The 24,669-nt window shown below is 33.1% G+C and carries 22 protein-coding genes, 2 pseudogenes and 1 riboswitch; of the genes and pseudogenes, 7 read left to right on the top strand and 17 right to left on the bottom strand.

Going from position 1 to position 24,669, the window contains the following annotated elements; genetic code table 11:
- Positions 1-37: 37 nt before the first annotated feature.
- Both LQ668_RS07975 and LQ668_RS07970 read left to right on the top strand, forming a co-directional pair.
- Positions 38-463 carry a MarR family winged helix-turn-helix transcriptional regulator gene (locus tag LQ668_RS07975; RefSeq protein ID WP_239775962.1) on the top strand — a complete coding sequence of 142 codons (426 nt, stop codon included), beginning with the start codon at positions 38-40 and terminating at the stop codon, positions 461-463.
- A 17-nt stretch (positions 464-480) separates the two neighbouring features.
- Positions 481-1,215, top strand: coding sequence for an SDR family NAD(P)-dependent oxidoreductase (locus tag LQ668_RS07970; protein WP_107509301.1), 735 nt, complete (start codon positions 481-483; stop codon positions 1,213-1,215).
- A 168-nt stretch (positions 1,216-1,383) separates the two neighbouring features.
- Here LQ668_RS07970 and trhO read toward each other — a convergent pair whose 3' ends face one another.
- The 4 genes from trhO to LQ668_RS07950 all read right to left on the bottom strand — a co-directional run bounded on the left by trhO (position 1,384) and on the right by LQ668_RS07950 (position 4,093).
- Complete coding sequence (gene trhO / locus LQ668_RS07965; RefSeq protein WP_078357453.1) at positions 1,384-2,331, bottom strand: oxygen-dependent tRNA uridine(34) hydroxylase TrhO; 948 nt, start codon at positions 2,329-2,331, stop codon at positions 1,384-1,386.
- Positions 2,332-2,546: 215 nt separating this feature from the next.
- Positions 2,547-3,008 (bottom strand): MarR family winged helix-turn-helix transcriptional regulator, encoded by a 462-nt coding sequence (locus LQ668_RS07960; protein ID WP_107509300.1) that lies wholly within the window; start codon positions 3,006-3,008, stop codon positions 2,547-2,549.
- A 142-nt stretch (positions 3,009-3,150) separates the two neighbouring features.
- Positions 3,151-3,483, bottom strand: coding sequence for an SPIN family peroxidase inhibitor (gene spn / locus LQ668_RS07955; protein ID WP_107509299.1), 333 nt, complete (start codon positions 3,481-3,483; stop codon positions 3,151-3,153).
- 133 nt (positions 3,484-3,616) lie between these two features.
- Positions 3,617-4,093 carry a GNAT family N-acetyltransferase gene (locus LQ668_RS07950; protein ID WP_157946488.1) on the bottom strand — a complete coding sequence of 159 codons (477 nt, stop codon included), beginning with the start codon at positions 4,091-4,093 and terminating at the stop codon, positions 3,617-3,619.
- Positions 4,094-4,235: 142 nt separating this feature from the next.
- Between LQ668_RS07950 and LQ668_RS07945 the strand changes: the two genes are divergently transcribed.
- The gene (locus tag LQ668_RS07945; protein WP_107509297.1) at positions 4,236-4,706 is read left to right on the top strand and encodes a peptide-methionine (S)-S-oxide reductase; all 471 of its coding nucleotides are present in this window, start codon (positions 4,236-4,238) and stop codon (positions 4,704-4,706) included.
- Positions 4,707-4,855: 149 nt separating this feature from the next.
- Here LQ668_RS07945 and LQ668_RS07940 read toward each other — a convergent pair whose 3' ends face one another.
- The 5 genes from LQ668_RS07940 to fni all read right to left on the bottom strand — a co-directional run bounded on the left by LQ668_RS07940 (position 4,856) and on the right by fni (position 10,545).
- On the bottom strand, positions 4,856-5,932 hold the full coding sequence (locus LQ668_RS07940) for a phosphomevalonate kinase (protein WP_107509296.1): 1,077 nt from the start codon (positions 5,930-5,932) through the stop codon (positions 4,856-4,858).
- A 12-nt stretch (positions 5,933-5,944) separates the two neighbouring features.
- A complete protein-coding gene (gene mvaD / locus LQ668_RS07935; protein ID WP_107509295.1) occupies positions 5,945-6,928 on the bottom strand; it encodes a diphosphomevalonate decarboxylase in 984 nt (327 codons plus the stop codon).
- Positions 6,929-6,933: 5 nt separating this feature from the next.
- Positions 6,934-7,857: a mevalonate kinase gene (gene mvk, locus LQ668_RS07930; protein ID WP_107509294.1), complete on the bottom strand. Its 924-nt coding sequence runs from the start codon at positions 7,855-7,857 to the stop codon at positions 6,934-6,936.
- Positions 7,858-7,976: 119 nt separating this feature from the next.
- Positions 7,977-8,951, bottom strand: coding sequence for an SMP-30/gluconolactonase/LRE family protein (locus LQ668_RS07925; protein WP_107509293.1), 975 nt, complete (start codon positions 8,949-8,951; stop codon positions 7,977-7,979).
- Between the two features lie 553 nt (positions 8,952-9,504).
- A complete protein-coding gene (gene fni / locus LQ668_RS07920; RefSeq protein ID WP_107509292.1) occupies positions 9,505-10,545 on the bottom strand; it encodes a type 2 isopentenyl-diphosphate Delta-isomerase in 1,041 nt (346 codons plus the stop codon).
- 192 nt (positions 10,546-10,737) lie between these two features.
- Here fni and LQ668_RS07915 point away from each other — a divergent pair, with 192 nt between their 5' ends.
- A complete protein-coding gene (locus LQ668_RS07915) occupies positions 10,738-11,664 on the top strand; it encodes an osmoprotectant ABC transporter substrate-binding protein (RefSeq protein WP_170167702.1) in 927 nt (308 codons plus the stop codon).
- 108 nt (positions 11,665-11,772) lie between these two features.
- Here the strand turns inward: LQ668_RS07915 and LQ668_RS07910 are convergent, their stop codons facing one another.
- Positions 11,773-13,017 carry a Glu/Leu/Phe/Val family dehydrogenase gene (locus tag LQ668_RS07910; protein ID WP_107509291.1) on the bottom strand — a complete coding sequence of 415 codons (1,245 nt, stop codon included), beginning with the start codon at positions 13,015-13,017 and terminating at the stop codon, positions 11,773-11,775.
- Positions 13,018-13,417: 400 nt separating this feature from the next.
- Between LQ668_RS07910 and LQ668_RS07905 the strand changes: the two genes are divergently transcribed.
- Positions 13,418-14,341, top strand: a complete 924-nt coding sequence (locus tag LQ668_RS07905) for an AEC family transporter (protein ID WP_107509290.1) — start codon at positions 13,418-13,420, stop codon at positions 14,339-14,341.
- Here LQ668_RS07905 and LQ668_RS07900 read toward each other — a convergent pair.
- The 5 genes and pseudogenes from LQ668_RS07900 to LQ668_RS07885 all read right to left on the bottom strand — a co-directional run bounded on the left by LQ668_RS07900 (position 14,338) and on the right by LQ668_RS07885 (position 20,636).
- Positions 14,338-15,645, bottom strand: a complete 1,308-nt coding sequence (locus LQ668_RS07900; RefSeq protein ID WP_239775961.1) for an NtaA/DmoA family FMN-dependent monooxygenase — start codon at positions 15,643-15,645, stop codon at positions 14,338-14,340. The two genes, LQ668_RS07905 and LQ668_RS07900, sit on opposite strands and share 4 nt — an antisense overlap.
- Before the next feature lie 30 nt (positions 15,646-15,675).
- Positions 15,676-16,428, bottom strand: a complete 753-nt coding sequence (locus LQ668_RS07895; protein ID WP_107509288.1) for a 3-oxoacyl-ACP reductase — start codon at positions 16,426-16,428, stop codon at positions 15,676-15,678.
- Positions 16,429-16,537: 109 nt separating this feature from the next.
- A riboswitch (TPP riboswitch) is annotated at positions 16,538-16,637 on the bottom strand.
- A gap of 83 nt (positions 16,638-16,720) precedes the next feature.
- Positions 16,721-17,158: pseudogene (locus tag LQ668_RS12485) on the bottom strand (PTS sugar transporter subunit IIA); the annotation flags it as partial.
- A gap of 138 nt (positions 17,159-17,296) precedes the next feature.
- Positions 17,297-18,685: pseudogene (locus LQ668_RS07890) on the bottom strand (PTS fructose transporter subunit IIC); the annotation flags it as partial.
- Positions 18,686-18,764: 79 nt separating this feature from the next.
- Positions 18,765-20,636, bottom strand: coding sequence for a BglG family transcription antiterminator (locus LQ668_RS07885; RefSeq protein ID WP_239775970.1), 1,872 nt, complete (start codon positions 20,634-20,636; stop codon positions 18,765-18,767).
- A gap of 180 nt (positions 20,637-20,816) precedes the next feature.
- Here LQ668_RS07885 and LQ668_RS07880 point away from each other — a divergent pair, with 180 nt between their 5' ends.
- On the top strand, positions 20,817-21,113 hold the full coding sequence (locus tag LQ668_RS07880) for a DUF3219 family protein (protein ID WP_025907599.1): 297 nt from the start codon (positions 20,817-20,819) through the stop codon (positions 21,111-21,113).
- 5 nt (positions 21,114-21,118) lie between these two features.
- Positions 21,119-22,084: an LLM class flavin-dependent oxidoreductase gene (locus LQ668_RS07875; protein WP_107509322.1), complete on the top strand. Its 966-nt coding sequence runs from the start codon at positions 21,119-21,121 to the stop codon at positions 22,082-22,084.
- 185 nt (positions 22,085-22,269) lie between these two features.
- On the opposite strand, the gene LQ668_RS07870 is transcribed toward LQ668_RS07875, so the two are convergent.
- A complete protein-coding gene (locus LQ668_RS07870) occupies positions 22,270-24,072 on the bottom strand; it encodes an acyltransferase family protein (protein ID WP_107509285.1) in 1,803 nt (600 codons plus the stop codon).
- A gap of 197 nt (positions 24,073-24,269) precedes the next feature.
- On the bottom strand, positions 24,270-24,572 hold the full coding sequence (locus LQ668_RS07865) for a hypothetical protein (protein ID WP_025907628.1): 303 nt from the start codon (positions 24,570-24,572) through the stop codon (positions 24,270-24,272).
- Positions 24,573-24,669 lie beyond the last annotated feature (97 nt).

Below are 24,669 nucleotides of genomic sequence, written 5' to 3'. Positions count from 1 at the left end.
ATAATTAACAAATCAAACAAGAGCTAAGGAGGACATGATGGATACTAAATTTTTTGAATTGCTACATACGCTAGAATTATTGAAAGATAAGACGATAACAATATTTATGAACCGTTTTAAAAATGTTAATATCTCTCAAATCATTTTACTATCAAAGCTTAAAGAAGATGGACCTCAAAAGTCTTCAACAATTGCTAAAAAAATTGGTTATACGCCTGGTGCTATTACAGGTATGACAAATAAATTAATCAAAGAAGAATATATTTTAAGAGTTCCTCAAGAGTATGATCGTAGAGTAACGCTCATTTCGATTACGGATAAAGGTATTAAGTTACTTGAAGAAGCTCAAAAGCAAGAAGAAATTTTAAGGAATGATATATATTCAACATTGAATGATGAAGAAACCGAACAACTTCTTAAAATACAGAAAAAGTTATTAGAACAAGTTGATCGTTTAAAATAAAAGGAAGGGTGTTAATTATGGAAAGACTAGAAAATAAAGTTGTTATAATCACGGGAGCAGCACAAGGCATGGGGAAAATACATGCAGAAAAAGCATTAGAACAAGGAGCAAAAGTTATCATTACAGATATTAATGAAGAAAGCGGTCATCAGACTGAATCTGAATTAAAAGGAGAAGTTATGTTTATTAAACATAATGTATCTGACGAAAATGATTGGAAAAATGTTGTTCAACAAACTATGGATAAATGGGGACGTATTGATGTATTAGTGAATAATGCGGGAATTACGTACAATACGCCTTTGGAAGAATTGACTACAGATGATTATATGAAGATTGTACAGATTAACCAATTATCAGTATTTTTAGGAATGAAGACAGTAGCGCCTATTATGAAAGAACAACATAAAGGTTCTATTATAAATATTTCTTCTATGAATGGTTTAGTTGGTGGTGCAATTGGATACACAGATACTAAGTTTGCTGTAAGAGGTATGACTAAAGCAGCTTCTAGAGAATTATCACCATATAATATTCGAGTAAACTCTGTACATCCTGGTGTAATTCAAACACCAATGTTGGAACAAGAAGGCGTAAAAGAAGCGGTAGAAGAATTCAAAAAGACAATACCAATGAGACGTGTAGCACAAGCAGAAGAAGTTTCAAACATGGTAACTTTCTTAGCTTCAGATGACTCAAGCTATTCTACTGGTGCTGAATTTGTAATAGATGGTGGACTTACTGCTCTATAGTAGATGTTTTGTAGTCGGCTAACGAGCAAGAAAAAGTAAACAAGCGCGTTAGAAATTCTAACGATCAAGACTAACGAAACATGCGCGTTAGACAACAATAAATTATACTTTATAGAATAAACAATAGAGGCTGAGACAATTTAAAATTTGTCTCAGCCTCTTATCCTTCTATACTAATTCTTTAAAGTTTTCTAAGCGTTTTGCTTTTTCTTCTTCACTGATGTCATGTGCTTTTACATATCGGTTGCTTTCGTGTTCTGCACATTCGTGTGAACATGCACCTAAATATTTATGTTCGTTCTCTTCATTTACTAAGAATTGACGGTTACATTCTGGATTACTACAGTTAATATATCTTTCACATGGTGTTCCATCGAACCATTCTTTACCAACTACAGTTTTTTCTACTTGATTCACATCTACACTAATACGTTCGTCAAATACATACATTTTTCCATCCCAGTATTCACCTTTAGTTTCTGGATCTTTACCGTAAGTTGCAATACCACCTTCTAACTGGCTTACATCTTCGAATCCTTCTTTAAGTAAGAATCCTGAGAATTTTTCACAACGGATACCGCCTGTACAGTAAGTGACAATTTTTTTATCCATAAATTGTTCTTTGTTCTCTTTGATCCAATCTGGTAAATCTCTGAATCTTGTAATATTCGGACGAACTGCGCCACGGAAATGACCTAAGTCATATTCATAATCATTTCTAGCATCGATAACAATTGTATCATCTGCTAATAATGCTTCTTTAAATTCTTTAGGTGATAAATAATTACCAGTTAATTCTATTGGGTTTACATCATCTTCTAAATCTAAAGCTACGATTTCAGCTCTTGGACGTACGTGCATTTTTTTGAAAGCATGACCTTCAGCTTCATCAACTTTAAAAGTGATGCCTTCAAATCTTTCGTCTGCTTTCATTTGTTCCATGTATTTGTCTGTATCAGCTTTCGTACCTGAAAGTGTACCGTTAATACCTTCAGTTGCTACTAAAATACGACCTTTAAGTTCTAAGTCTTTACAAAATTCTAAGTGCTCTGTTGCAAAAGTTTCGGGGTCAGTAATTGTTGTATATTTATAAAACAATAATACTCTATAATCCATTTTCTTATCTCCTCTATTTTTCTTTATTAATTTATATAAAAGTCTATTTGATATTATCTTTGTTGAAGTGTGGAACAATATTTATATGAGTGCACATTTTTGTCCTCATTATATTGTATCAAAAAAGTTGCATTTTTCAATTGTTTGATTTTGTAAAATAATATGAAATCGTTTTTATTTAGAAAATGAAACTAGAAATAGAGATGGAATGACATTTAATCTTTTAAGTTTTTAGAAAGAACACTGAAATGAGTATCTAATTTATTTAAAGTTATCATAAAATTTTCGAGTTCTTCTTCAGGTAATATATTTAATAATTGATCAAGATTTGTAATACAAATTTGGCTAATTTCGTTTATTTTACTTTGACCAGTATCCGTAATATAAACACGTATTTTTCTGTTATCAATAGCATCTATTTTCTTCTCAACATATCCACTCTGAATTTGTTGGTTCAGCAATCTACTTAAATTCCCTTTATCCATATCAACAGATTCAGCTAACTCTGCTAAAGTCATTCCTTCATTTTCACTTATAACATATAATAAGTTACAAAAATTCAATGAATAACCATTTTCATTAGCAACATGGGCACATAGAAATTTAAAATTAGCATTTACTCTTAAAAGTTTCGTTTTAAAATCTTGTAATTTTTCATTATTATCTAACGTTTCCATATTAAATCCTCCATTTAATGAATTTTATGGAATAGATTTTACCAAATTTTTATTAGTAGGAAAAGTTTTGGAAGGGAAATAGTTTAGTATGTACAAATAAGAATTAAAAAAAGCAGGGACGTGTACTTGTCCCTGCTTTTTATTATTTCCAACCTGTGTGATTTCTGTACTTATTAAATTCAGATACATCTAAATTTTGTTTTTCAGCAGTTTGTATAACTTGCCCTACATTTTTAAAACCTAACATTTTAAAATAATCAATAAGTTGGTTTTTAGTTAAAGCATCTGTATCCTTATTCAAAAGCGCTGCTAAATTTTGATTGGTATGGAAGGGTAAGCGAGTATCATCATGTAAAGTGAGTCCATTTTGAGAATGAGTTCTCGCATCAGCATGATTCGCTTCAGTAATATTAGCTGCCCCAAAACCTAAAATAACAGTTGCTAAAGTAACAGGAATTAACTTTTTAATATTCATATAATCATCTCCAAATCGTTTGATGAGTTGATTATAATATAAAAAAATATAAAAATGAGGCAGTTAAAAGTTATTTAATATTAGTTAAGAAATAGTTAAGGATTAGGAGGTAGGTAGTAGATAAGTTGCTTTACTATAAGCTTTTTTCCATCAATAGTTGAATATCCCCATCATTATCTACTTCTACTTTCACGTCTTTGAAGCCGAGACTAGTATATAATTGATAGGCAATTTGATTTGGTTTGTCTACGAGTAAAGCTATGTGTTTGATATGTGACATATGTTCAACTAAGTATGAGTCTAAGCGTTCTAAACTTTTCCTAGCATAACCTTTTCTAAGGTGACGTTCGTCGGTTGATAAAGATCTTATAAATATCGTTGATTCTGCTGGGGTCGAAAAGTAATTTGTAAACTCACAATCTTCATGTAAGACGTAGAATACAACTAAATCATTTTGGTTGGATAATCCCAATATACAATGTCTATTAGGGTTTTGTTTTGCTAATCTTATGTTATCAAGTGGTGCATTAGTGAATTCTAATTGTGAAGAATTGATTTGAAAGTTTTCTATTTTTTCATAGTATGCGTCATCATAAGCTACGAGTTTCATATAACACCTCGTTCTCCAATTTATTGTGAAACAGCTAAATTTTAAAATTGAGTTAATGTATTGTAACATAACAAATGAAATTCAGTGTATTTATATTACTTTCTTGTATAATGAATGTATCTTATTTTTAGGAGCGTTAATGATGGAAACAATATATGTAGCTGGTGGTTGTTTATGGGGAGTGCAAGCTTTTTTGAAGACTTTACCAGGTGTAATAGAGACTGAAGCAGGTAGGGCAAATGGCAGTAGTAGTACAATTGAAGGTGAGTATGATGGCTATGCAGAATGTGTAAAGGTTAACTTTAATCCTGAAAGTGTAACAGTTGATGATATGATGAGTTATTTATTTGAAATTATTTATCCTTATAGTGTGAACAAACAAGGTGAAGATGTTGGTTTGAAATATAGAACAGGCATTTATAGTGAGCAACCAGAACATTTAGAAACTGCTCGTCAATTTATTAAAAATCGATACGATGCAAAAAAAATTGCAGTAGAAGTTAAGATCTTGATGAATTATGTAAAAAGTGCAGAAGAACATCAAGACAGATTAGATAAATTTCCTAATGATTATTGTCATATCCCAAAAACATTAATGAATAAATATAAATAAAGCACAGTCATAAAACGATGACTGTGCTTAGTTTTTGATTAGGAAGAGATGAGTTTTAGTTGAAGATGTAGATTAATTTATTCTATATCGAAAGAACCCCTTTGCTCAACGTGTTTATTCGTTCAGCAAAGGGGTTCTTTTATTATATTTTATTGTCCGTGATAAATGCTGAAATTGAGTGGTTTGATGTTGTTCTTAGACCATTCTTCAAATATTTTTCTTTTGTTTTTATCATTTTCAACGATTGTTATGCCACAGTCACCGCCACCTGCGCCAGATGTTTTACTTGCGCCGCCATATTTTTCGCCGATTTCACATAATTTTTTTAAATGTGGTGTTTCGATGTCTATTGTAGCGAATGAATCTAAATATTGGATGACTGTGCGATTTTTTCTAATTGTTTCTTGTACGCCTTGAATATTATTTGTTTTAAAAGCTTTTATAAGTTGTTCGACAAATGTTTGCGATTGGTCAAGAAATTGTCCATATATTGTTGGGTCGGCTTTCAAGCGTTTAACTTCACTTACTAAATGGTGTGAAGAGGCTGGTGAACCTGTCCATCCGATTAGTACTTCCATATGTTCTGGTGCTTGAAGTGGTTCTATGTGTAAACCTGGCCAGTTTTTAAATAGAACATCCAATACAGATGTTTCTTCGATTTGTTGTTTTACCCAATCGTGGTCAAATGTACTATATACTAACCAACCTGTATAAACACTAACAGCAATATCACCGCATGAGCTCAAACTTTGTAATTTCATGTTTGCGATAACGGCTAGTTTATAGATGTACAAGTTGGATAATTGCATATTGTAAAATTCATTCAACGCTTTTATAACGGATACTAATACTGCTGCGCTAGAACCCAATCCATATTTATGTCCTGATGAATCATCAAGATTACTATCTATTGTAAGATTGTAATGTCTTAAAGTGACGTTTGAGCTTTTAGCAAACTGTTCAAACACTTCAATAGCTTGTGTAATATATTTAAGTTGATCTGCTGCATCTGTATCAGAAATGATTATTTTATCTTGTTCTCTTTTAAAAGTAATCGGTTCATGATGTAAAGTCTTAGAATGGATAAATCCTGAAGTTGAATGAGTATCTTCAATAGTTGCCGTCACAAATCGGTCAACTGCGATTAATACAGATTTATATCCAGGTTCTGTAACTGCATATTCTCCAGCGATATACAGCTTTCCTGGTGCTTTGACTTGAATCATTTTATCTCTTCCTTATTCCATAATTTCAATACCTGTGTGAGTAATGTCACTCGCAATAACTTGTTCTTCATTAAAAGATTCAAGTAAAGCGTCTATTATATATTGTTGGTTGTTCTTTTCAACTAAAATTTTAACATTTGGTCCAGCATCCATTGTGAAATAGCATGGATATCCAGCTTTTCTACATTTGTGGACAATTTCCATAACTTCATAACTTTCAGGAACTAAGTAAGAAAAAGGTGGTTGTGCACCTAAGTTTGTAGAATGCATACGTAATCCATTTTCTTCTATGACTTCACCTAAATGTTTGAAGTCTTTCTGTTTAATTGCTTGCTTTACAGATGCAATATCTTCATCTACATGATCTAACCAATATTGATAGAATCGAGATGTATCGCGTGTGTGAGACATACCTGAACGGCTAGAGACTTTTTTAGATTGGTTATTAATAACGACAAATATCATAGATAAATCGTCTTCCCAACCATCTGATTCTATTGAATGTGCATATGATGTTTCATCATCGATTCCTTTTTCCCATTCAGCAAATCCGCCGAAAATACTTCTTGAAGCAGAACCGGAACCTCTTCGTGCTAATCTAGATAAATCTTTATCTGACATGTTTAAATCTAACGCTTCATTACAAGCAGCTGCTAAGGCTGCATATGCACTTGCAGAAGATGCAAGACCAGCAGCAGTAGGTACATAATTGACGCTTTCGATGTGTGCATGTAATGATGATTGACTACGTTCTCTAACGATATCCATAAAACGATAAATTTTCTTAGATTGTTCTTCGCTAACTTCTTGTCCATTTAATATTAAAGTATCTTTTTTATAATCAGGACTAAATGTTACTTTAGTTTCTGTATAAAATTTATCTAGTGTAACGGATAAACTATTATTCATGGGAATGATTAAGTCCTCATTGGCTTTTCCCCAATATTTAATTAAAGCAATATTTGTATGTGCACGGGCTTTGCCACTAATATTCAATCTCGTTAACCTCCTAAGTTTTCAATCCAAGTATGATGTGCACCGAATTTTTCAGCACTTGTTGCCACTTTTTCAGCTATTTCAAGGTTTTGTGCGAGGACAATCATACTACCGCCGCGACCACCGCCAGTGAGTTTACCAGCAGTTGCTCCTTGTGTTTTGCTTATTTCAAGTAATGCTTCGATATTATCGTGACTGACAGTAAGCTTTCGTAAATTATCTTGAGCTAGCTCAAACACATGTGCTAATTGGTTGAAATCATGACGTTCAATTGCTTCGTTTGCTTCATATACGAGATTGCCAATATGTTCGATAAATCGCATATATTGCTCATTATGATCACATAAGTTATGGACGTCTTCTACTGCTTTCTTTGTAGAGCCTCTAACACCAGTGTCTATTACAACCATATATCCTTTTAATGCTAAAGGATTTAAAGTTGTTACTTTTCCTTGATGGAACCATACAGGTTTATTAGAAACAATTGTTTGAGTATCGATGCCACTCGGTTTGCCGTGAGCGATTTGTTCTGCCCAATTCGCTTCTTCTATTAATAATTCGTCGGTAAGTGGCTTATTTATATAATCATAACTTGCTCTTACAAAGGCGATAGCCATAGCAGCACTGGAACCTAATCCTCTTGAAGGGGGAAGATTCGTTTCAAAAGTAACATTTATAGAGTCTTCTATATGATGTTTTTCGACAAAGCGAGTCGTAACAGCTTTTATATGTTCAGGCGCTTGTTGTAACGGACCTTCATATACATCGCTATTAATGTATGAAGCGTCATCTTTACTAAGAGACTTAATTGTTACCTTCACTTTACCTGTTGTAAATGGAATTGCTATTGCTGGTTGTCCAAAAGTAACAGCATGCTCTCCTATTAAAATGACTTTACCATTTGCTTCCCCGTATCCTATTTGTGCCATATTTTCAATCACCTTTAATATTTCCTATTTTATTTTTGTTAAACAACACTATATTATTATAAAGCTCTGTCACCATATATTCAAAAACTTTAACTAATTAATGTATATAAATTACACTTTTAATGAAATTGATAACTATTATGTCCTTTTGCGAAGCCTTTTGCTGTAAATAACCAAGAATCGCCACCACGTTCTATATCGTTAGCACAAATGATTAATTGATTTGTACCTGGGATAAACGCAGGGTGTGTAGATCTTAACATGTGACCTTGATCTCGACCTGGCATTAATATTTGTCCAATAGGGTAACCATTTTTGTTGAATACAAGAACTCTCCCTTGACCGTACATAGCGACATAAAGGTTGTCATCACTGTCTATACAACAAGAATCCGGACCTTCATGACCAGTAAAATGATAAGGAATTGATGCGCCAAATGGTTCAATCGTAACACCATCTTCTTCTAAAGAAATACGATGTAATCTATTGGCGTTTGTTTCAGTAACCCAAAGGATACGTTCATCTGTACTTAGTGCAATGCCGTTTGCTACAGCCATGTTTTGAATGATAGGTGTAATCGTTTGATGATCTGGTGAAACATAATAAACACCGCCAAGAGGGTTAGTAGAGTAACCTCTAAAATCAGTGAAATAGAAACCACCTTTACTATCAAATACTAAATCATCAATACAATATTCAGTATCTATGTCTGAAACAATACTTTGAGGATTATTACCGTTCGAATCAGTGGATATAACACCACCAGAATTTTTGAAATCACCTAAGTAAGACAAATATAAGCTTCCATCCTTATGTATTTTAACAGAAGCTGGGTTTGTTTTCTCAGATTTGAATACAGTATTCACTTTTTTCTCAGGTAAGTCTACTCTAAAAATGGTTCCTCCAAATACTTCACATAAAAAAAGATTATGATCTCTATCAAAACACAAGCCTTCTAATTGAAGACCTTCGTCAGAAATTTTTAGCCAAGGGTCGGCAGTAACAGTTTGTATATGTTGTTCACTCTCAAGAAGTGGAACAGCACTTTTCGAGGTTTCTGTGTAATATAAAGATGGAATATCTTGATTAGTCATATTCAACTCTCCTTCAATTTATACTCTATAAAAAAGCGAGCGTGCACTTTAAAGATACGATTAAGATATATGTTTAATATTATCACTTTATATCTTACATTGAAAATGAATATTATATCGTAAAAAAGTCTTATATACAGGAGATAGTGGGGGTGTATAGGATAAATACATAAATATAAGAGGAGAAAAGCTGAGTAAAATTATGATATATTGGAAGACTTTGATTAAATAGAGAGTTAATCGAAGAGATGGAGAAAGTTGTAGATTAATTCGTTAGTTAATCGAAGAGAAGGCTAAAGTTGTAGATTAATTCGTTAGTTAATCGAAGAGAAGGCTAAAGTTGTAGATTAATTCAGTAGTTAATCGAAGAGAAGGCTAAAGTGGTAGATTAATTCGTTAGTTAATCGAAGAGATGGTGTAAGTTGTAGATTAATTCAGTAGTTAATCGAAGAGTTGGGCTAAGTTGTAGATTAATTCCACAATTAATCTAAGACATTTCACAAATGAAAAGCAGCTTTTCCTGATTTAGAAAAAGCTGCTACGTTTTTTGAAATTATATTACTTTTGAGCGTTGTTCTAGATATGTTTGTAAATCTGGTGACAATACATAACCGACTGATCTTAAATCTGATACTTTAGATGCATTCAACAAGTTTGCTATTACGTGCATTTGTTCTATGAATTGTTTCATATGTTCTATTGTATCTTCTACTCCATACTCGTCTAGATATTTAAGTACGTATCCAGATAGGCCGACTGCTTCTGCACCTAATACTAATGATTTTATAGCATCTAATGGGTTCTTAACACCGCCACTTGCTAGTACATGGATATCTGTGTTTAATAATTTAGCTTCTAGTAAACTTTGTACTGTACTTTGTCCCCATTGATTTAAGAAGGCCATGTCTTTTAATGGTCTTCTTTGGTTCTCAATATCTGCAAAGTTAGTTCCACCTCTACCGCTTATATCAACATATTGAATTCCTATATTTTTTACTTTTTTTATTGTTTCGGCGCTCATACCAAAGCCTACTTCTTTAATAATGACTGGTATATCAATGTTTTCTTGGATTTCTTGAATGTTTGTTAACCAATTTTCAAATTCAGTATCACCTTCAGGCATAATTAATTCTTGTGGTGCGTTAACATGAATTTGTAAGGCATCTGCATTTAATAATTCAATTGATTTTTTTGCTTTAGCGTATTCGATATCTGCTCCAACGTTACTAAAAATTAGTCCATCAGGATTCTCATCTCGTACAACTGTAAAGCTAGATTCAGCATTAGAATCTTTTAAAGCTGAATGTGTAGAACCGACTGCCATTGGAATATCACATGCTTTCGCAATTTGTGCTAATTCCTTATTTATTGTTGCTGCTCTTTCACTTCCACCTGTCATCGCATTGATATAAATAGGATATTTGAAAGTGAAGTGAGGGAATTGTACAGATAAGTCGATTTGATTTTTATTTATTGAAGGAATGGATTGATGAATTAACTGTACTTTATCAAAATCAGTACCTGCATATTGATAAGTATCTAAAGCTAATTGAATATGTTCATTCTTTCTTTTACTTCTTAGTGAGTCGTCCATTCATTTATCCTCCGTGCATCTAAATGTTTAATGATTTATTTTATCTCATACACATTATAGCAGTTGTCATATTGAATATAAACTAAACAATATCATTCTAGACACCGTGTAGACTGCCGTTCATATAGACTAGAAAAACAGAATTAGCTATTTGTGTTAATATAAATAGTAAATACTATAGATATATAACTTATGGAGGAGAACGTTATTAAACTTCAAAAATTCACTTTAATTATGATTTGTACATTATTATTAAGTGGGTGTTCATTGCCGGGGTTAGGCGGAGCATCGGCTGACAGTGTTAAAATAACTGCGCTTGCGACAAGCGAATCTCAAATTATGGCACATATGATTCGACTACAAATTGAACATGATACAAATGGGGAAGTTAAACCGGTTATTGTAAATAATCTTGGCTCTGCAGCCATTGAACATAATGCAATTTTAAATGATGATGCTCAAATATCTGCTACAAGATATACAGGTACTGATTTAGTAGGTGCGCTTGATTCTGATCCTATTACAAATACTAAAAAAGCTGAAAAAGCAGTTAAGACAGGTTTTCAAAATAAATTTGACCAAACATTTTTTGATTCATATGGATTTGAAAATACTTTTGCTTTTACTGTAACTAAAGAAACAGCTAAAAAATATAATTTGAAAAAGGTATCAGATCTAGAAAAACATAAAGATGAACTAAGAGTTGCAAGTGATGCGACATGGATAAAGCGTAAAGGTGACGGCTATCCAGCATTTACAAAAGCTTATGGATTTGAATTTGAACATATAAGATCAATGCAAATTGGACTCGTATATGATGCATTGAAGAATAAGAGTATCGATGCAGCACTTGGTTATACGACAGACGGAAGAATTGCTGCCTATGATTTAGTGACTTTAGAAGATGATCGTCATTTCTTCCCACCTTATGATGCAAGTCCATTAGCAACAAATGAATATTTAAAAGAAAATCCGAAATCTAAAAAATCAATCGAAAAATTACTTGATAAAGTTTCTACGAAAAAAATGCAAGAACTGAATTTTAAAGCTGATGGTGAAAAAGAAGAACCAGCTATTATTGCAGAAAAGTTCCTAAAAAAACATAATTATTTCGAATAAATGTAAAAGCAGAAGTAAGTCAGAAATCCCATCCGGTTAACTAATGCGAATCTAATGATAAGAGGCTGTGACAATAATTTGTCCCAGCCTCTTACTTTATATATAATGCTAAGCCCAACCTCTGAAACGGGTTGCTTCGGCAGTTCGTCTAACTCCTACGACATAGGCAGATAATCTCATATCTAAATGTCGACTTTGAGATATTTCATACACTTTATCAAAAGCTTCAACCATCTTTTCTTTTAATAAATCATTGACTTCTTTTTCAGTCCAATAAAGACCTTGATTGTTCTGAACCCATTCAAAGTAGGAAACAGTTACGCCACCAGCACTAGCTAATACGTCTGGAATTAATAATACACCATTCTCAGTAAGGATGCGTGTAGCTTCCTGTGTAGTAGGGCCGTTAGCAGCTTCAGCTACAATAGTTGCTTTAATATCACCGGCATTTTGAGTAGTGATTTGGTTAGCTAACGCTGCTGGTACTAAAATATCACAATCAATTTCAAATAATTCACTATTTGTAATAAGATTATCAAATAAAGGTGTGATTCTACCATGTTCTTTACGCAGTTCTAATAAATGATCAATATCTAAACCATCAGGATCATATAATGCACCGCGACTTTCAGAAATACAGACAATTTTCGCACCCTTATCATGTAGAATTTTAGCGATAAAGCTACCAGCATTACCAAATCCTTGAATGACAACACGTGAATCTTTTATTTTAATATTTTTACGTTTAGCCGCTTCTTCGATTGTAATAACAGCACCTAATGCAGTCGCTTGTTCACGTCCAAGTGAACCACCTAATGCAATCGGTTTACCTGTGATAAAGTTTGGCGCATTTACTTTATGCATCAAACTATATTCATCCATCATCCACGACATAATTTGAGCATCCGTGTACACATCAGGTGCCGGAATGTCTTTAGAAGGTCCAACAATTTGAGATATTGCTCTGACAAAACCTCTAGATAATCGTTCAAGTTCTGTCTTGCTCATATTATGAGGATCACATTGAATGGCCCCTTTACCACCACCATAAGGTAAATTAACGATGCCACATTTCAAAGTCATCCACATAGATAAAGCTTTGACTTCATTTTCGTCGACATCTGGATGGAAACGAACGCCACCTTTAGTCGGTCCTACTGAACTATTATGTTGAGAACGATAGCCTGTAAAAGTTTGTACTGAACCATCATCCATTTTTACTGGTATGCGAACTTTTAAGAATCTAGCAGGTTCCTTAATAAGCTCGTAAAGGCCTTCATCATAACCTAATTTATATAATGCTTCTTCAATAATATTCTGTGTTGAAGTAACAAGATTACTTTTTTCACTCATGATTGACTCTCCTTCGTATGTATAAAAACTATATTTTAAAAAAACATATTAAAACTAATCATAGTACTTATGAAAATATTTTTCAATAAAATAAACAGAATTTACTAAAAAATTCGAAAATTTTATAATTTTTATTTGTATAGTAAATATCCTTTAAAAGAGAAGTAATGCCTTTTAATTGGGATTAAATGGGAAATGTGCTATAGTAAATTTATGAGCTGTTTCAAATATAACGAGTAAAGATTTATTATAGTGTGAAACGAGGCTAGGACAAGTTAAATGTCCTAGCCTCGTTTTTGTTATAACGTACTCGCTGAAAATACCCCCTCCAACAAGTTGTTAACAATGTTATGATAAATGTAATCAATAGCATTTGTTACTTGAAAGAGGGGGTGTTTTTTTGGCTGAAATGTTCAATATTTTACTTACTGTTGTTGTACCTATCTTTCTAATGACAGGATTAGGTTATGTTCTACAAAAGCGTGTTAAGTTAGACTTGAGAACGTTAGCTAAATTGAATATTAACGTGTTCGTTCCAGGGTTTATTTTTGCGAAGTTCTACAACGCTGACTTAGCTGTTAATTTACTGTTTTCTATTGTTATCTTCTTTATTATTTACATCGTGATGTTATATATCGTTGCTTTCGCATTGGCAAAAATACAGAATTTAGATAAAGGTAAAGAGACGACATTGACGAACAGCGTGCTCTTTTTTAACTCTGGTAATTATGGTGCACCATTAAATGATATTGTTTTTAAGAGTGATCCACTAGCAATGTCAGCGCAAGTGATTGTGTTAACTTTACAAAATATCTTTACGTTTACATATGGTGTCTTTGCGATTCAATCTGTTCAATTAGGTAAACTTAAAGCACTCATTAATTATTTTAAGATGCCGATTATTTATGCGCTTTTACTAGCAATCATCTTAAACTACAATCATATTCCAATTCCTGAATTTATGTGGACAACAGTTAGTTATTTGTCTGACGCCATGATTGCAGTTGCTTTAATTCTATTAGGTGCTCAAATTGCGAACATTAAAATTAACTTCAGATGGTCGTCATCGTATATTTATATATTTGTTCGACTGATAGTTGGTCCAGCGATTGCACTTGTTATTATAAAATGCATGGGGTTGGATGGTATTATTGCACAAACTTTATTTATTGCTTCAGCTATGCCGACATCTGTAAATAGTTCGGTTATTGCTCAAGAATATGATAATTATCCAGAATTGGCGGCAGAACTTGTCTTTATGTCTACTTTATTCAGCTCGATTTCTGTAGTTATCGTCATTTATTTATCTCATATTATTTTTTAATGTAAATTTAAATATTCTCTAAAAGTATTTCCTGAGTAATATTCACGATAAAGTCCACGACGTTGTAACTCTGGAATAATAAATTTCACAAAGTCTTCTAAACTATATGGAAGAGTAGGGGGCATTAAATTAAAGCCGTCAGCTACGCCTAATTTAAACCAACGTTCCATTTCATCTACAATTTCAACAGGTGTCCCTATTAAAGTAAGATGCCCACCGCCAGCATTGAGATAACCTAATAATGCTCTTACTGTAGGTTGGGTGTCTTCAATAATTTCTAAAATAGTTTCATATCTGCCTACTGGACCATCGAATGATTCTACTGGAGGCAATTCCGGAACGGGTTCATCTAATGACCATTTTGTACAGTCTTGTCTTACAAAAGTGCTAAGTTGTTTTATAGCATTTTCTATTGGAAGTCGTTTATCTAATTTTTCTTTTTTAAGCAAAGCTTCTTCATGCGTTTCAGCCACATAAGTTACTAATCCAGGGAATACTTTAATGTATTTATTCGGAGTGTTACTTTGCTGAATCGCGTTGTTTAATTTGGTTCTATAGGCTTTTGCTTGTTTCAAATTCCAAGAAACAGAATAGACAGCATCAGCATGTTTGACTGCTAAAGCAATTCCTTGTTTAGAAGCGCCTGCTTGCATAGCGACAGGTTTACCTTGTGGACTGCTTGGTGTCGATAAAGGTCCATTGACTTGAAAATGCTCTCCAGAATGATTAAAAGAATGAATATGTTCGTGTTTAATCAATTGATTTGTTGTTCGCGAATGTATGAAATCTTTTTTATGCCAAGAAGTGAACAATTTATCCATTAAATCAGCAAACTCATAAGCTTGTTGATACCTTTTATCGTGTGGTGTGAGAGCAGACATACTATGATTTTGTGCTTCTAAGTCGGACATAGATGTAACTAAGTTCCAACCGACGCGTCCATTAGTAGCATGATCAAGCGTTAAAAGTTGTCTAGCTGCAGTATAAGGATTTGAGAAAGAACTTGATATAGTTGAAACTAATCCAATATGTTTTGTTGCTTGAGATATAGCAGTTAAATTCACGATTGGGTCTAGCCAAAATGCTGGCATTTCACTGTCTGCAATAGCAGGGAACGATTGATTATCAGCAAAAAACACTGCATCTAATAATCCTTTTTCTGAAAGCTGAGCCAATGATTGATAGTATGAAATATCTCCAATTTGCTCGATATATGAATCTTCCATAAGCCATGCAGCTTGATGATGTCCACATCCATATAATAAGACACCGATGTTTAGTTGTTCATGATTGAATTTTTTCATTCATATTCTCCTTAATTCTCGTTTGAAATGCTAGTTCATCGTTAAACCACCATCAACAGTATAGTTTTGCCCTGTTATGCCGGTTGCTTTATCTGACGCTAAAAAACTCACCATATTTGCAACATCTTGTGGAGTTGTAACTTTTTTTAGAGGCGTAGACTGGGCAATTAAATCAAACACATCAGGTGTTGTAACTGAACTTGCATCGGTCGTTTTTAGTAAGCCACCAGATACTACATTTGCAGTAATACCATATTGGCCTAATTCTGCTGCAATATTGCGTGTGAAACCGATTAATCCGGCTTTTGCAGTTGTATATTCATGATATGGCACAACGGGATTTTGGAATAGGTTTGTTCCAATACTAATAACAGCTCCATGTTTTCTTTCAATAAATTGAGGCGCCACACTTTGAACGATATTAAAAGCAGCTTTTAAAGTACCATCAATTTGTTGTTGATAATCTTCCCAAGAAAGATCCATAAAAGGTTGTTGCTTAACAGGATCAAATTTAAAGTTAACGAGTGCATTATTAACAACAACATCAATTTGTCCAAAGTGTTTTGTTCCTTCTGATATTAATTGATTAACTTCTTTACGGTTTGTAACGTTTGCTTTAATAGCAATAGCACGTTCATTCCCAAGTTCAGCAACAAGATGTTCAGCGGATTCTTTACTGTTGTTGTAATTGATGATAACTTGATGACCTTCATTTACTAATGTACGTGCAATTGTTGCACCTAAACCTCTACTACTTCCTGTAACTAATACTGTTCTAGTCATTTAAATCACTCCTAATCAAAATTTAAATAAAAAAATACACAACCATCTCGTAAGAAAGTTGTGTAAAATTAGAAAGCTATTTATAAAAGGGCATATTCGTCCCTACAAATTCATTTCACCAACACTTTCCTACGCTAGTATGAACTAGTTCAGGTTCGAAGGGTTTGAGTAAATACTCATCTCAGTTTAAAACACCCCTAGTGCATCTATTTAATTATTTTCAATGTATAGTTTTTAGGTAATTATGTCAAGTTAGTCTAAGAGATGCAAGATTCATACTGAGTGCTTCAAATTATATTTCTTTCAATATATTATATATTTTATCAGTACTATCTGCATTTATTAATTGTTCTCGTGTTTCGTCGTCCATCAGTGTACGGGATAATCTTTGTAGTAGTTTTAAGTGTGTATCACTACTGTCATTTGGTACGGCGATTAGGAAGATGATTTTTGGTTGTGTATGATCTAAACTTTCCCAATCTACACCGTTTTTATTATTGAGTACTGCTACAACTGGTTGTTTAACGACATTTGATTTAGCGTGCGGGATGGCTACATTCATACCTATTGCAGTCGTTGATTCTGACTCACGTTTAAGTACGCCTTCTTTCAAAATTTGTTCATCTTCAATATAGTTATGATGTTTTAAGTTTTGAATAAGTTTATCTATAGCTTCATCTCTAGACATGTTACGATTTTCTATTGTTATAACATTCTTATCAAATACTTCGAACGTTTCTGTAATTTCTTCTTTTTTTTCAGTGTTTGATGTTGTTTCTTCTTTATGATCATCATCTTCAGTTCCCATGAAAGAAGATGTAAGGTTATTGTCTGAATCTGCAGTATCAGTTGTGACTAATGATGTTTCTTTTTTCTTTAAAAGTAATGTTACAAGCATTGTCACGATGCTTCCGACAATAACAGCTATAAAGAACCATAATATTTTATCTATACCACCAAGTACAGCTACGATTGGTCCACCATGGGCTACTCTGTCTCCAACGCCACCTATAGATGCTATAACGGCAGCGACCATTGCGCCAACCATATTTGCTGGAATAATTCGTAATGGATCTTGGGCTGCAAATGGGATAGCACCTTCAGTAATACCGAAAAGTCCCATTGTGAATGAAGCTTTACCCATTTCAATTTCACCTTTATTAAATTTACGTTTATTAAAGAATGTTGCTAGTCCTAATCCAATTGGTGGCGTACATACTGCTACTGCAACCATACCCATAACTGCATAGTTACCTTCAGCAATTAAAGCTGATCCGAATAAGAAAGCAACTTTGTTTACTGGACCACCCATATCGAATGCAATCATAGCTCCGATAATAAGCGCTAAGATAATACTATTAGTACCTTGCATACCTTTTAACCATGTTGTTAAGCCTTCAAAAATACTCGCAATCGGCGCACCAATAACAAATATGAAAATAAGTCCTACAATAATTGAAGAAATAATAGGAATAATGATAATTGGCATAATAGGTGCCATTGCTTTAGGAATTTTAATGTTTTTAATCCATTTAGCAATATAGCCTGCTAAGAAACCAGCGACAATACCACCTAAGAATCCTGCACCAGCTTCACTTCCGTAAAAGCTACCATCAGCAGCAATTGCGCCACCAATCATACCTGGTACTAAACCTGGTTTATCAGCAATACTAACTGCAATGTAACCAGCTAGAATTGGGACCATAAAACTAAATGCTAAACTACCGATATTTTCAATAGATTTCCAGAATGAATCATCAGGTATTTTAAGACCTTCAGGTGTTGTATGTCCTCCTAAAGTTAAAGCAATGGCCATTAATAAACCACCAACTACGATAAATGGCACCATGAATGAAACACCATTCATTAAATGTTGGTAGACCATTTGTAGACCACTTTTTTGATCTTCGTCATCATCTGTTTGTTTATTGCCACCTTTTTCATGATGAATATGTGCATCTTGATCGATGATGCGTTGAATTAATAATTTAGGGTTGTGAATACCTTCTCTAACACTTTCGTTAATTAATCGTTTCCCGTCAAATCTTGATAAATCGACTTGTCTGTCAGCAGCTATAATAATACCATCCGCTTCTCTAATTTCTTTTGATGTCAGAACATTTTCTGCACCGACACCACCTTGTGTTTCTACTTTAATATCTATGCCCATTTCTTTTGCGGCTTGTTCTAATTTTTCTTGAGCCATATAAGTATGTGCAATCCCGTTTGGACAAGATGTAATTGCTAAAATTTTCATAACGTCAGCTCCTTCTTAATTCAATTGTAAACGCATTCAATGAAACATAAAAAAGAATAATTGCCGTTAGTAGTGGCAATTATTCTTTAAAACGATCAATGATATATTGTTTGAATGGTTCATCTTCTAATTTTAGTAAATGCTTAACATCTTGTTCTGTTAATGCAGCGATACTGTGTATAATTTTCTTCATTACTTGTTTATCTTTGTCTGCAATAGATAAGAAGAATACTAAATGAACTTTATGTTGTTTCCATGATATATCTTGGCGGAGCCTAAACATTAATACATGTGACTTAAAGACTTTAGTAGGGTCTCCATGTGGAATAGCAATGCCATTTCCAATATAAGTTGATGAGAACTTCTCTCTTTCTAATGCACTTTCAATATACCCACTTGATATAGCATGTTGTTGATTAAGCAAACGTTCCGCATGTTGGAATATATCAACAGTAGAATGTATGTCTGTTTCGATTGGTACCGATAGAAAGTCGATAGGCAATAATGCATCGTTGTTTAAAACAGGGTTTTGCTTCTGATTTAAAATGGTTTGAAATTTATGAGCATCTTCTTCTGAAAATAAAGGCGATACTTGAACAACTTGTACGTTACTTGGTATATGTTTCATATCAATTTCGTGTGTTGTAACGAGTATATCCGTATTAGAAAATGGGTAAGTTGAAACGTCTTCAAGTTTAATCGTATCCGTAATATTAATTTTATGGTTTAATTTTTGAATTTTTGCTTCTAATAAGCTTGAAATGCCCAGTCCATAATAACAAGTAATGACAACATTAAATTGATCTTGTACATTACGATCTATTGATGATTGAAAATGCAATGCTAAAAAGGCTATCTCATCTTCACTTAAATTGAGTTGTGCATCTTCTTCCAGTAAATGAACCGTTTCATATAAAGCGTTGAACACAAACGGGTATTGCTGTTTAATATCCTCTGTAAGCGGATTGTTAATATAAACGTTCTTAACAATGCGCAAATATGTTCTGCTGAAATGTGAATAAACATTTTCACGAAGTACAGCATCTTGCATAAAATCTATACCGACTTTGGCATTCATTTGATAAATTAAACGTTCAATATAACTTTGAATAAATATTTGTTTGAAGCCTAGGTCATATTTGTCAAAATAATAGCTAATAAAAAATGAAAATAGCTTCGCTGTTTCATCGCTTAAAGTGTATTTAAGCTGTCTATTAATATCTTCTATAATTGCCCGAGAAATGGCCAATGCCTCTTGATTAATATCCCATTGTTCAGTTGTATCGTGGATTCTTTTGAAAATAATGATCAGGTGTACGAGCAACTGTTTAATATGCACTTTTGAAGTTTGAATATGGTGATGCTCTAAGTGTTGTTCCATAATATGAATCATTAATTCGCTATGCGCTTTTGGAATTTCATTCAAAATAAAGTCCTCTACTTTAACATTGTTTGTAGAGAGCTGGTTTAAATGAAGAATAGCATTGCGAATATCCATTTCATTGCCACTTACCGTTACGCCTTTTCTTTTAACAAGGTTAATTGCAACGTCATAAGACTCACACCAAGCTTGAATTTGATTTAAATGATCGATGAGTTCATTCTTCGTTAAAGCATAGTCATCAGATAATTGCTCAAGCGTAACAGATTGTTTATACATTAATAATTGATAAGCCATCTTGATGAGCGTTTGACCGTTCTTTTCCGTATATTGATTCAGAATGGTTTCTATCTCTTCAGTTTGATACAACTCGTGATTTAATTGATAACCACGCCCTTTAATACTGATAATGACATCTTTAATTTCACTATTAATATATTTAATATCGCTTCTTACAGTTCTATTTGAAACATTCAAATAGTCAGCTATTTCAGTCCCGTTTAAATAACTATCACGATTTAAAAGTAATAGCTTCATTAATTTCACATGTCTTTCTAACAATAATCCCACCACATTTCAAGTCCACATTTAGATTCATATTATATTGTAAGCGTTTAATGAATGCGTGACAAATAAATGATTAGATACTCACTCAAGTATTCATGCGCTATAAACAGAATGCATGTATTATATCTTTCGACATATTATACTGAACTTAGATATTAAATATAAATTTTGAAGGTGACATAAATGGTTGAACATATATATTTAGATGAAACGGATATTCCATTAACACATTTTGAAGACGAAACTGTAGATGGGTTATATAAAGTAACGATTGAATTTAATGTAACGAGCGAAGCGTATCACGATATTGCTGTTTTGTTATATAGAGGGCATTTTGATGTTGAAGTTCCGGCTAAAAATAAGCAATTTAAAGGTGAAATCTACAATTATTCAACGTCTTTAACAAATTTATATGAGGAAAATCAAGTTGCGGTGTACCGTCTTGTCCTTATAGAAATACCTGAGGAACAAAAAGGATGAACAATATGAAGTTAAGTATACTTGATCAATCACCGATTGCACCTGGTCAAACAGCACATGATGCTTTTAAAGATTCGTTGGCATTAGCACAATTAGGAGAGGCTTTAGGTTATGAAAGGTATTGGCTAACTGAACATCACGGTTTGTCTAACCTTGCAAGTTCAGCACCAGAAGTATTACTTTCTTATATTGGTGCGCATACAAACCATATAAGAATTGGCGCAGGTGCCATATTATTACCACACTATAGACCTTATAAAGTTGCAGAACAGTTTAATACTTTGGCTACGTTATTTCCAAATAGAGTAGATTTAGGTATAGGTAGAGCACCCGGTGGCTCAGCGGAAGCAACTAATGCATTATCGACGCAGTTTTTAAAGCAAGTGTGGGCTTTACCAGAACTGTTAGAAGAATTATTGATGTTCTTGGAAGGGCAATTTCCTTTAAATCACGAATATCATAAAGTAAACGTGTTACCTCAACCTGATGTACCACCAATACCTTGGTTATTAGGAACAAGTGAGAAAAGTGCTTTACTTGCTGCTAAAAATGGCATGCCATATGTGTTCGGTGCTTTTATGAGTGATCAAGATGGTCGTGCAATTGTTGATCGTTACCGTGAACACTTTGAACAAAGAAATCAAGAAACGCCTAAAGTGATTGTTACGGTATCTGTTATATGTGCAGAGACTAATCAAGAAGCTGAAACACTTGCGATAGAAAGTTTAATACCTAAAGCACAAGGTGAAGATAAAAAGGAAAAAGTACAAACATTTGATGCGTTAAGTGACCGAGAAAAAGAAATGCTTTATGATATGAAAGACAATATGATCATAGGTGATGTCGAAACCGTTCAATCAAGACTTCAAGCGATTCAAGCAGAATATAAATGTGATGAAATCATGGTTAGTACAAATACAATAACGCATGAGGATAGAATGCAATCTTATAGATTATTAGCACAAATATAATTACTTGTTTCAGAACTCAAATATGATATTAAAGGGTGATTTCGTATGATTTTATTAATAGGAAAAATCATCATCTCAGTCGGTCTCATAGTCGGTTCAATTATAGAAGAAACAATAAGAGCTAAACGAAAAAAACAGTCTAGAACGAAATAGGGTTCTAGACTGTTTTTTGTTAATTTCAAATATCATGATTTCACATGTTTATTTATTTCGGATACGAGTGCTTGTACGCCTTTATATTCTAAATGCACGCCGTCATATGCGAAGTATTCTGAATGGTCTTTTGCTTTTTGATACCAATTGACTAATTGAACATTCTTATGTGAATCTGCTGCTTTCGAAAGTTTTTCGTTGACACTTTGTTCCCAATCTCTTGGTACGTGTGTGTTAACGACGTAAACATGGGCATTACCGAACATTTTAATGAGCTTCGTCAAATCATCATATGAAAAATCGCCATTCGTTCCAAGTTCAAGTACTACTTGTTGATTAGCTTTGTTAAATGTACTGTATTTCTCTTGAACGAGTGGAATAGCATCATTTAAATTACGGCCGACTTTACAATCTATTATTGCATCTGGATATGCTTTATGTATTTCTTCGCCGATATCAACCATGACGGAATCACCGATAAATAACATCTTTTCTTGATGTTTCCCTTTATGATTAATGGTTTGTTCGCTATTAACATTAATTTTAGGAATAGGTAATATCAAACTATTCCTATCATCGTGATTTGAAACTTTAAACGTCGTCTTGGCATGATGATGTTGCGTTTGTTGTAAATAATCAAAATGTCCTGAAAGTATTGTTAACGTAAGACTAACTAATACTAAAGTAATGCTACTTTTAGCAATGAGTGATTTTAATTGAGCTTTTCCAGGTTTAAAATAGGCTAACCCTCGTACTCTAATGGGTACTTCAACATAGCGATATGAACATTCAGCTAACAGTAACGTTAATATGATTTCAATCAATATCATGTAAAAGGGGATTTGCCCTTGAACGAAATGCTTATTGGTAAATGTTATGACAGGATAATGCCATAAATATAAACTATAGGATCTCTGTCCAATCCATAACAATAATCGATTACCTAATGCTTTAGATAATAACGTACTAGGATGAACGGCACTCGCAATGGCAGGTAAAGAACTTAAAGATATAAGATAAATACCACCAAAGTATAACCAATTGTCATTGGATGAAACAGTCAACATAAAATAAATTAATAGCGCAATTGAAATACAACCTATCGTTTCGATTCCAATCTTTAACGGCGTTATAATTTGCTGTTTCAATCTAAAAGGCGGCCATATGTATGCTAGTAATACACCTAATAACAAAGTTTGTAATCTAGTGTCTGTTCCAAAATACACTCTTGAATTATCAACATTCGGTTCAGCAATTAAAATCATTAACAATAATGAAATAAGAGAAGATATAAATACAACTAAAACGAAATGTCTTTTCAACTTTTTAATGCGAAGTAAAATCATTAATAAAATTGGCCAAAATACGTAAAATTGTTCCTCAATTGCTAAACTCCATAAATGTTTAAGTGGCATCACTTTAAAGCTATCAAAGTAACTAACATGATGAAAAATATACCACCAATTGGATACATAAAATAAAGCAGCAAACGTATCTTGTTTCACATTTTTAATAATACTCGGTTCAAATAATAGCGTATATATGAGTACAATACTTAATAAAAATAAGACTGCCGGCAGTAACCTTTTAATACGTTTCTTCCAAAAATGTAAGAGGTCAATCGTGCCTGTATGTTGATATTCATGGATTAATAAGCTCGTGATTAAATAGCCAGAAATGATAAAAAAAGTATCCACACCTAAAAAACCACCCGATAACCACTTAGGATTAAGGTGATAAATGATGATAGCTATAACCGCAATTGCACGTAAGCCATCTAAACCATATAAATAACGAATTGAGTGTGACTTTATCTCTTTCATTTGACCATTCATTTCACATTGACTCCTCAATAAATTGTAAAAATTTCCAATAAGAAATATTGTACCATAATTTACCAAAGATATACAAAAAAGGATAGTAGATAGAAGGAGGCTAACGATCAAGAGTCGAAAACAAGATCGTTAGCCGGCAAAATAAATAAAAAACTGGACCATATCAATCATGGTCCAGTCTTATATTATAAATCCACTTAACACATTCGTTTCAATAACTCAGTTTTAATAATATTTTGTGCTTCTTTGTAATTCTCTGCAGTATGTTCCTGTGCATTGACAATAAGTAAGTCGATTAATTCAGAATCACTTTTTTGACTAACTTCATCTTCGAATTGGAAAATGTTTTCCTCTGTTTCCCTATGGCTCGCGTTTGGCTTAATAATTTGATAGTAATTATCAGCGCCTAATCCACCTTCTTCAATCATAACTGAAATCTCTGAAGATCTTTGTTCATTCTGTCGGTTCACTTTTATAAGATTTTTACCTTCAACAGTCATTTGAAAAACCTCCTTGATTACTCATAATGAATATCCAAAATTCAAAGCAAGAGACAAATACCTATTTAATATTAGTGTATTATTACACAAGAGAAAT

Source organism: Mammaliicoccus sp. K-M42 (assembly GCF_022386375.1).
Taxonomy (GTDB): Bacteria; Bacillota; Bacilli; order Staphylococcales; family Staphylococcaceae; genus Mammaliicoccus; species Mammaliicoccus fleurettii.
The sequence above is the reverse complement of the archived record's forward strand: the minus strand, read 5'-3'. Positions and strand labels throughout refer to the sequence as shown.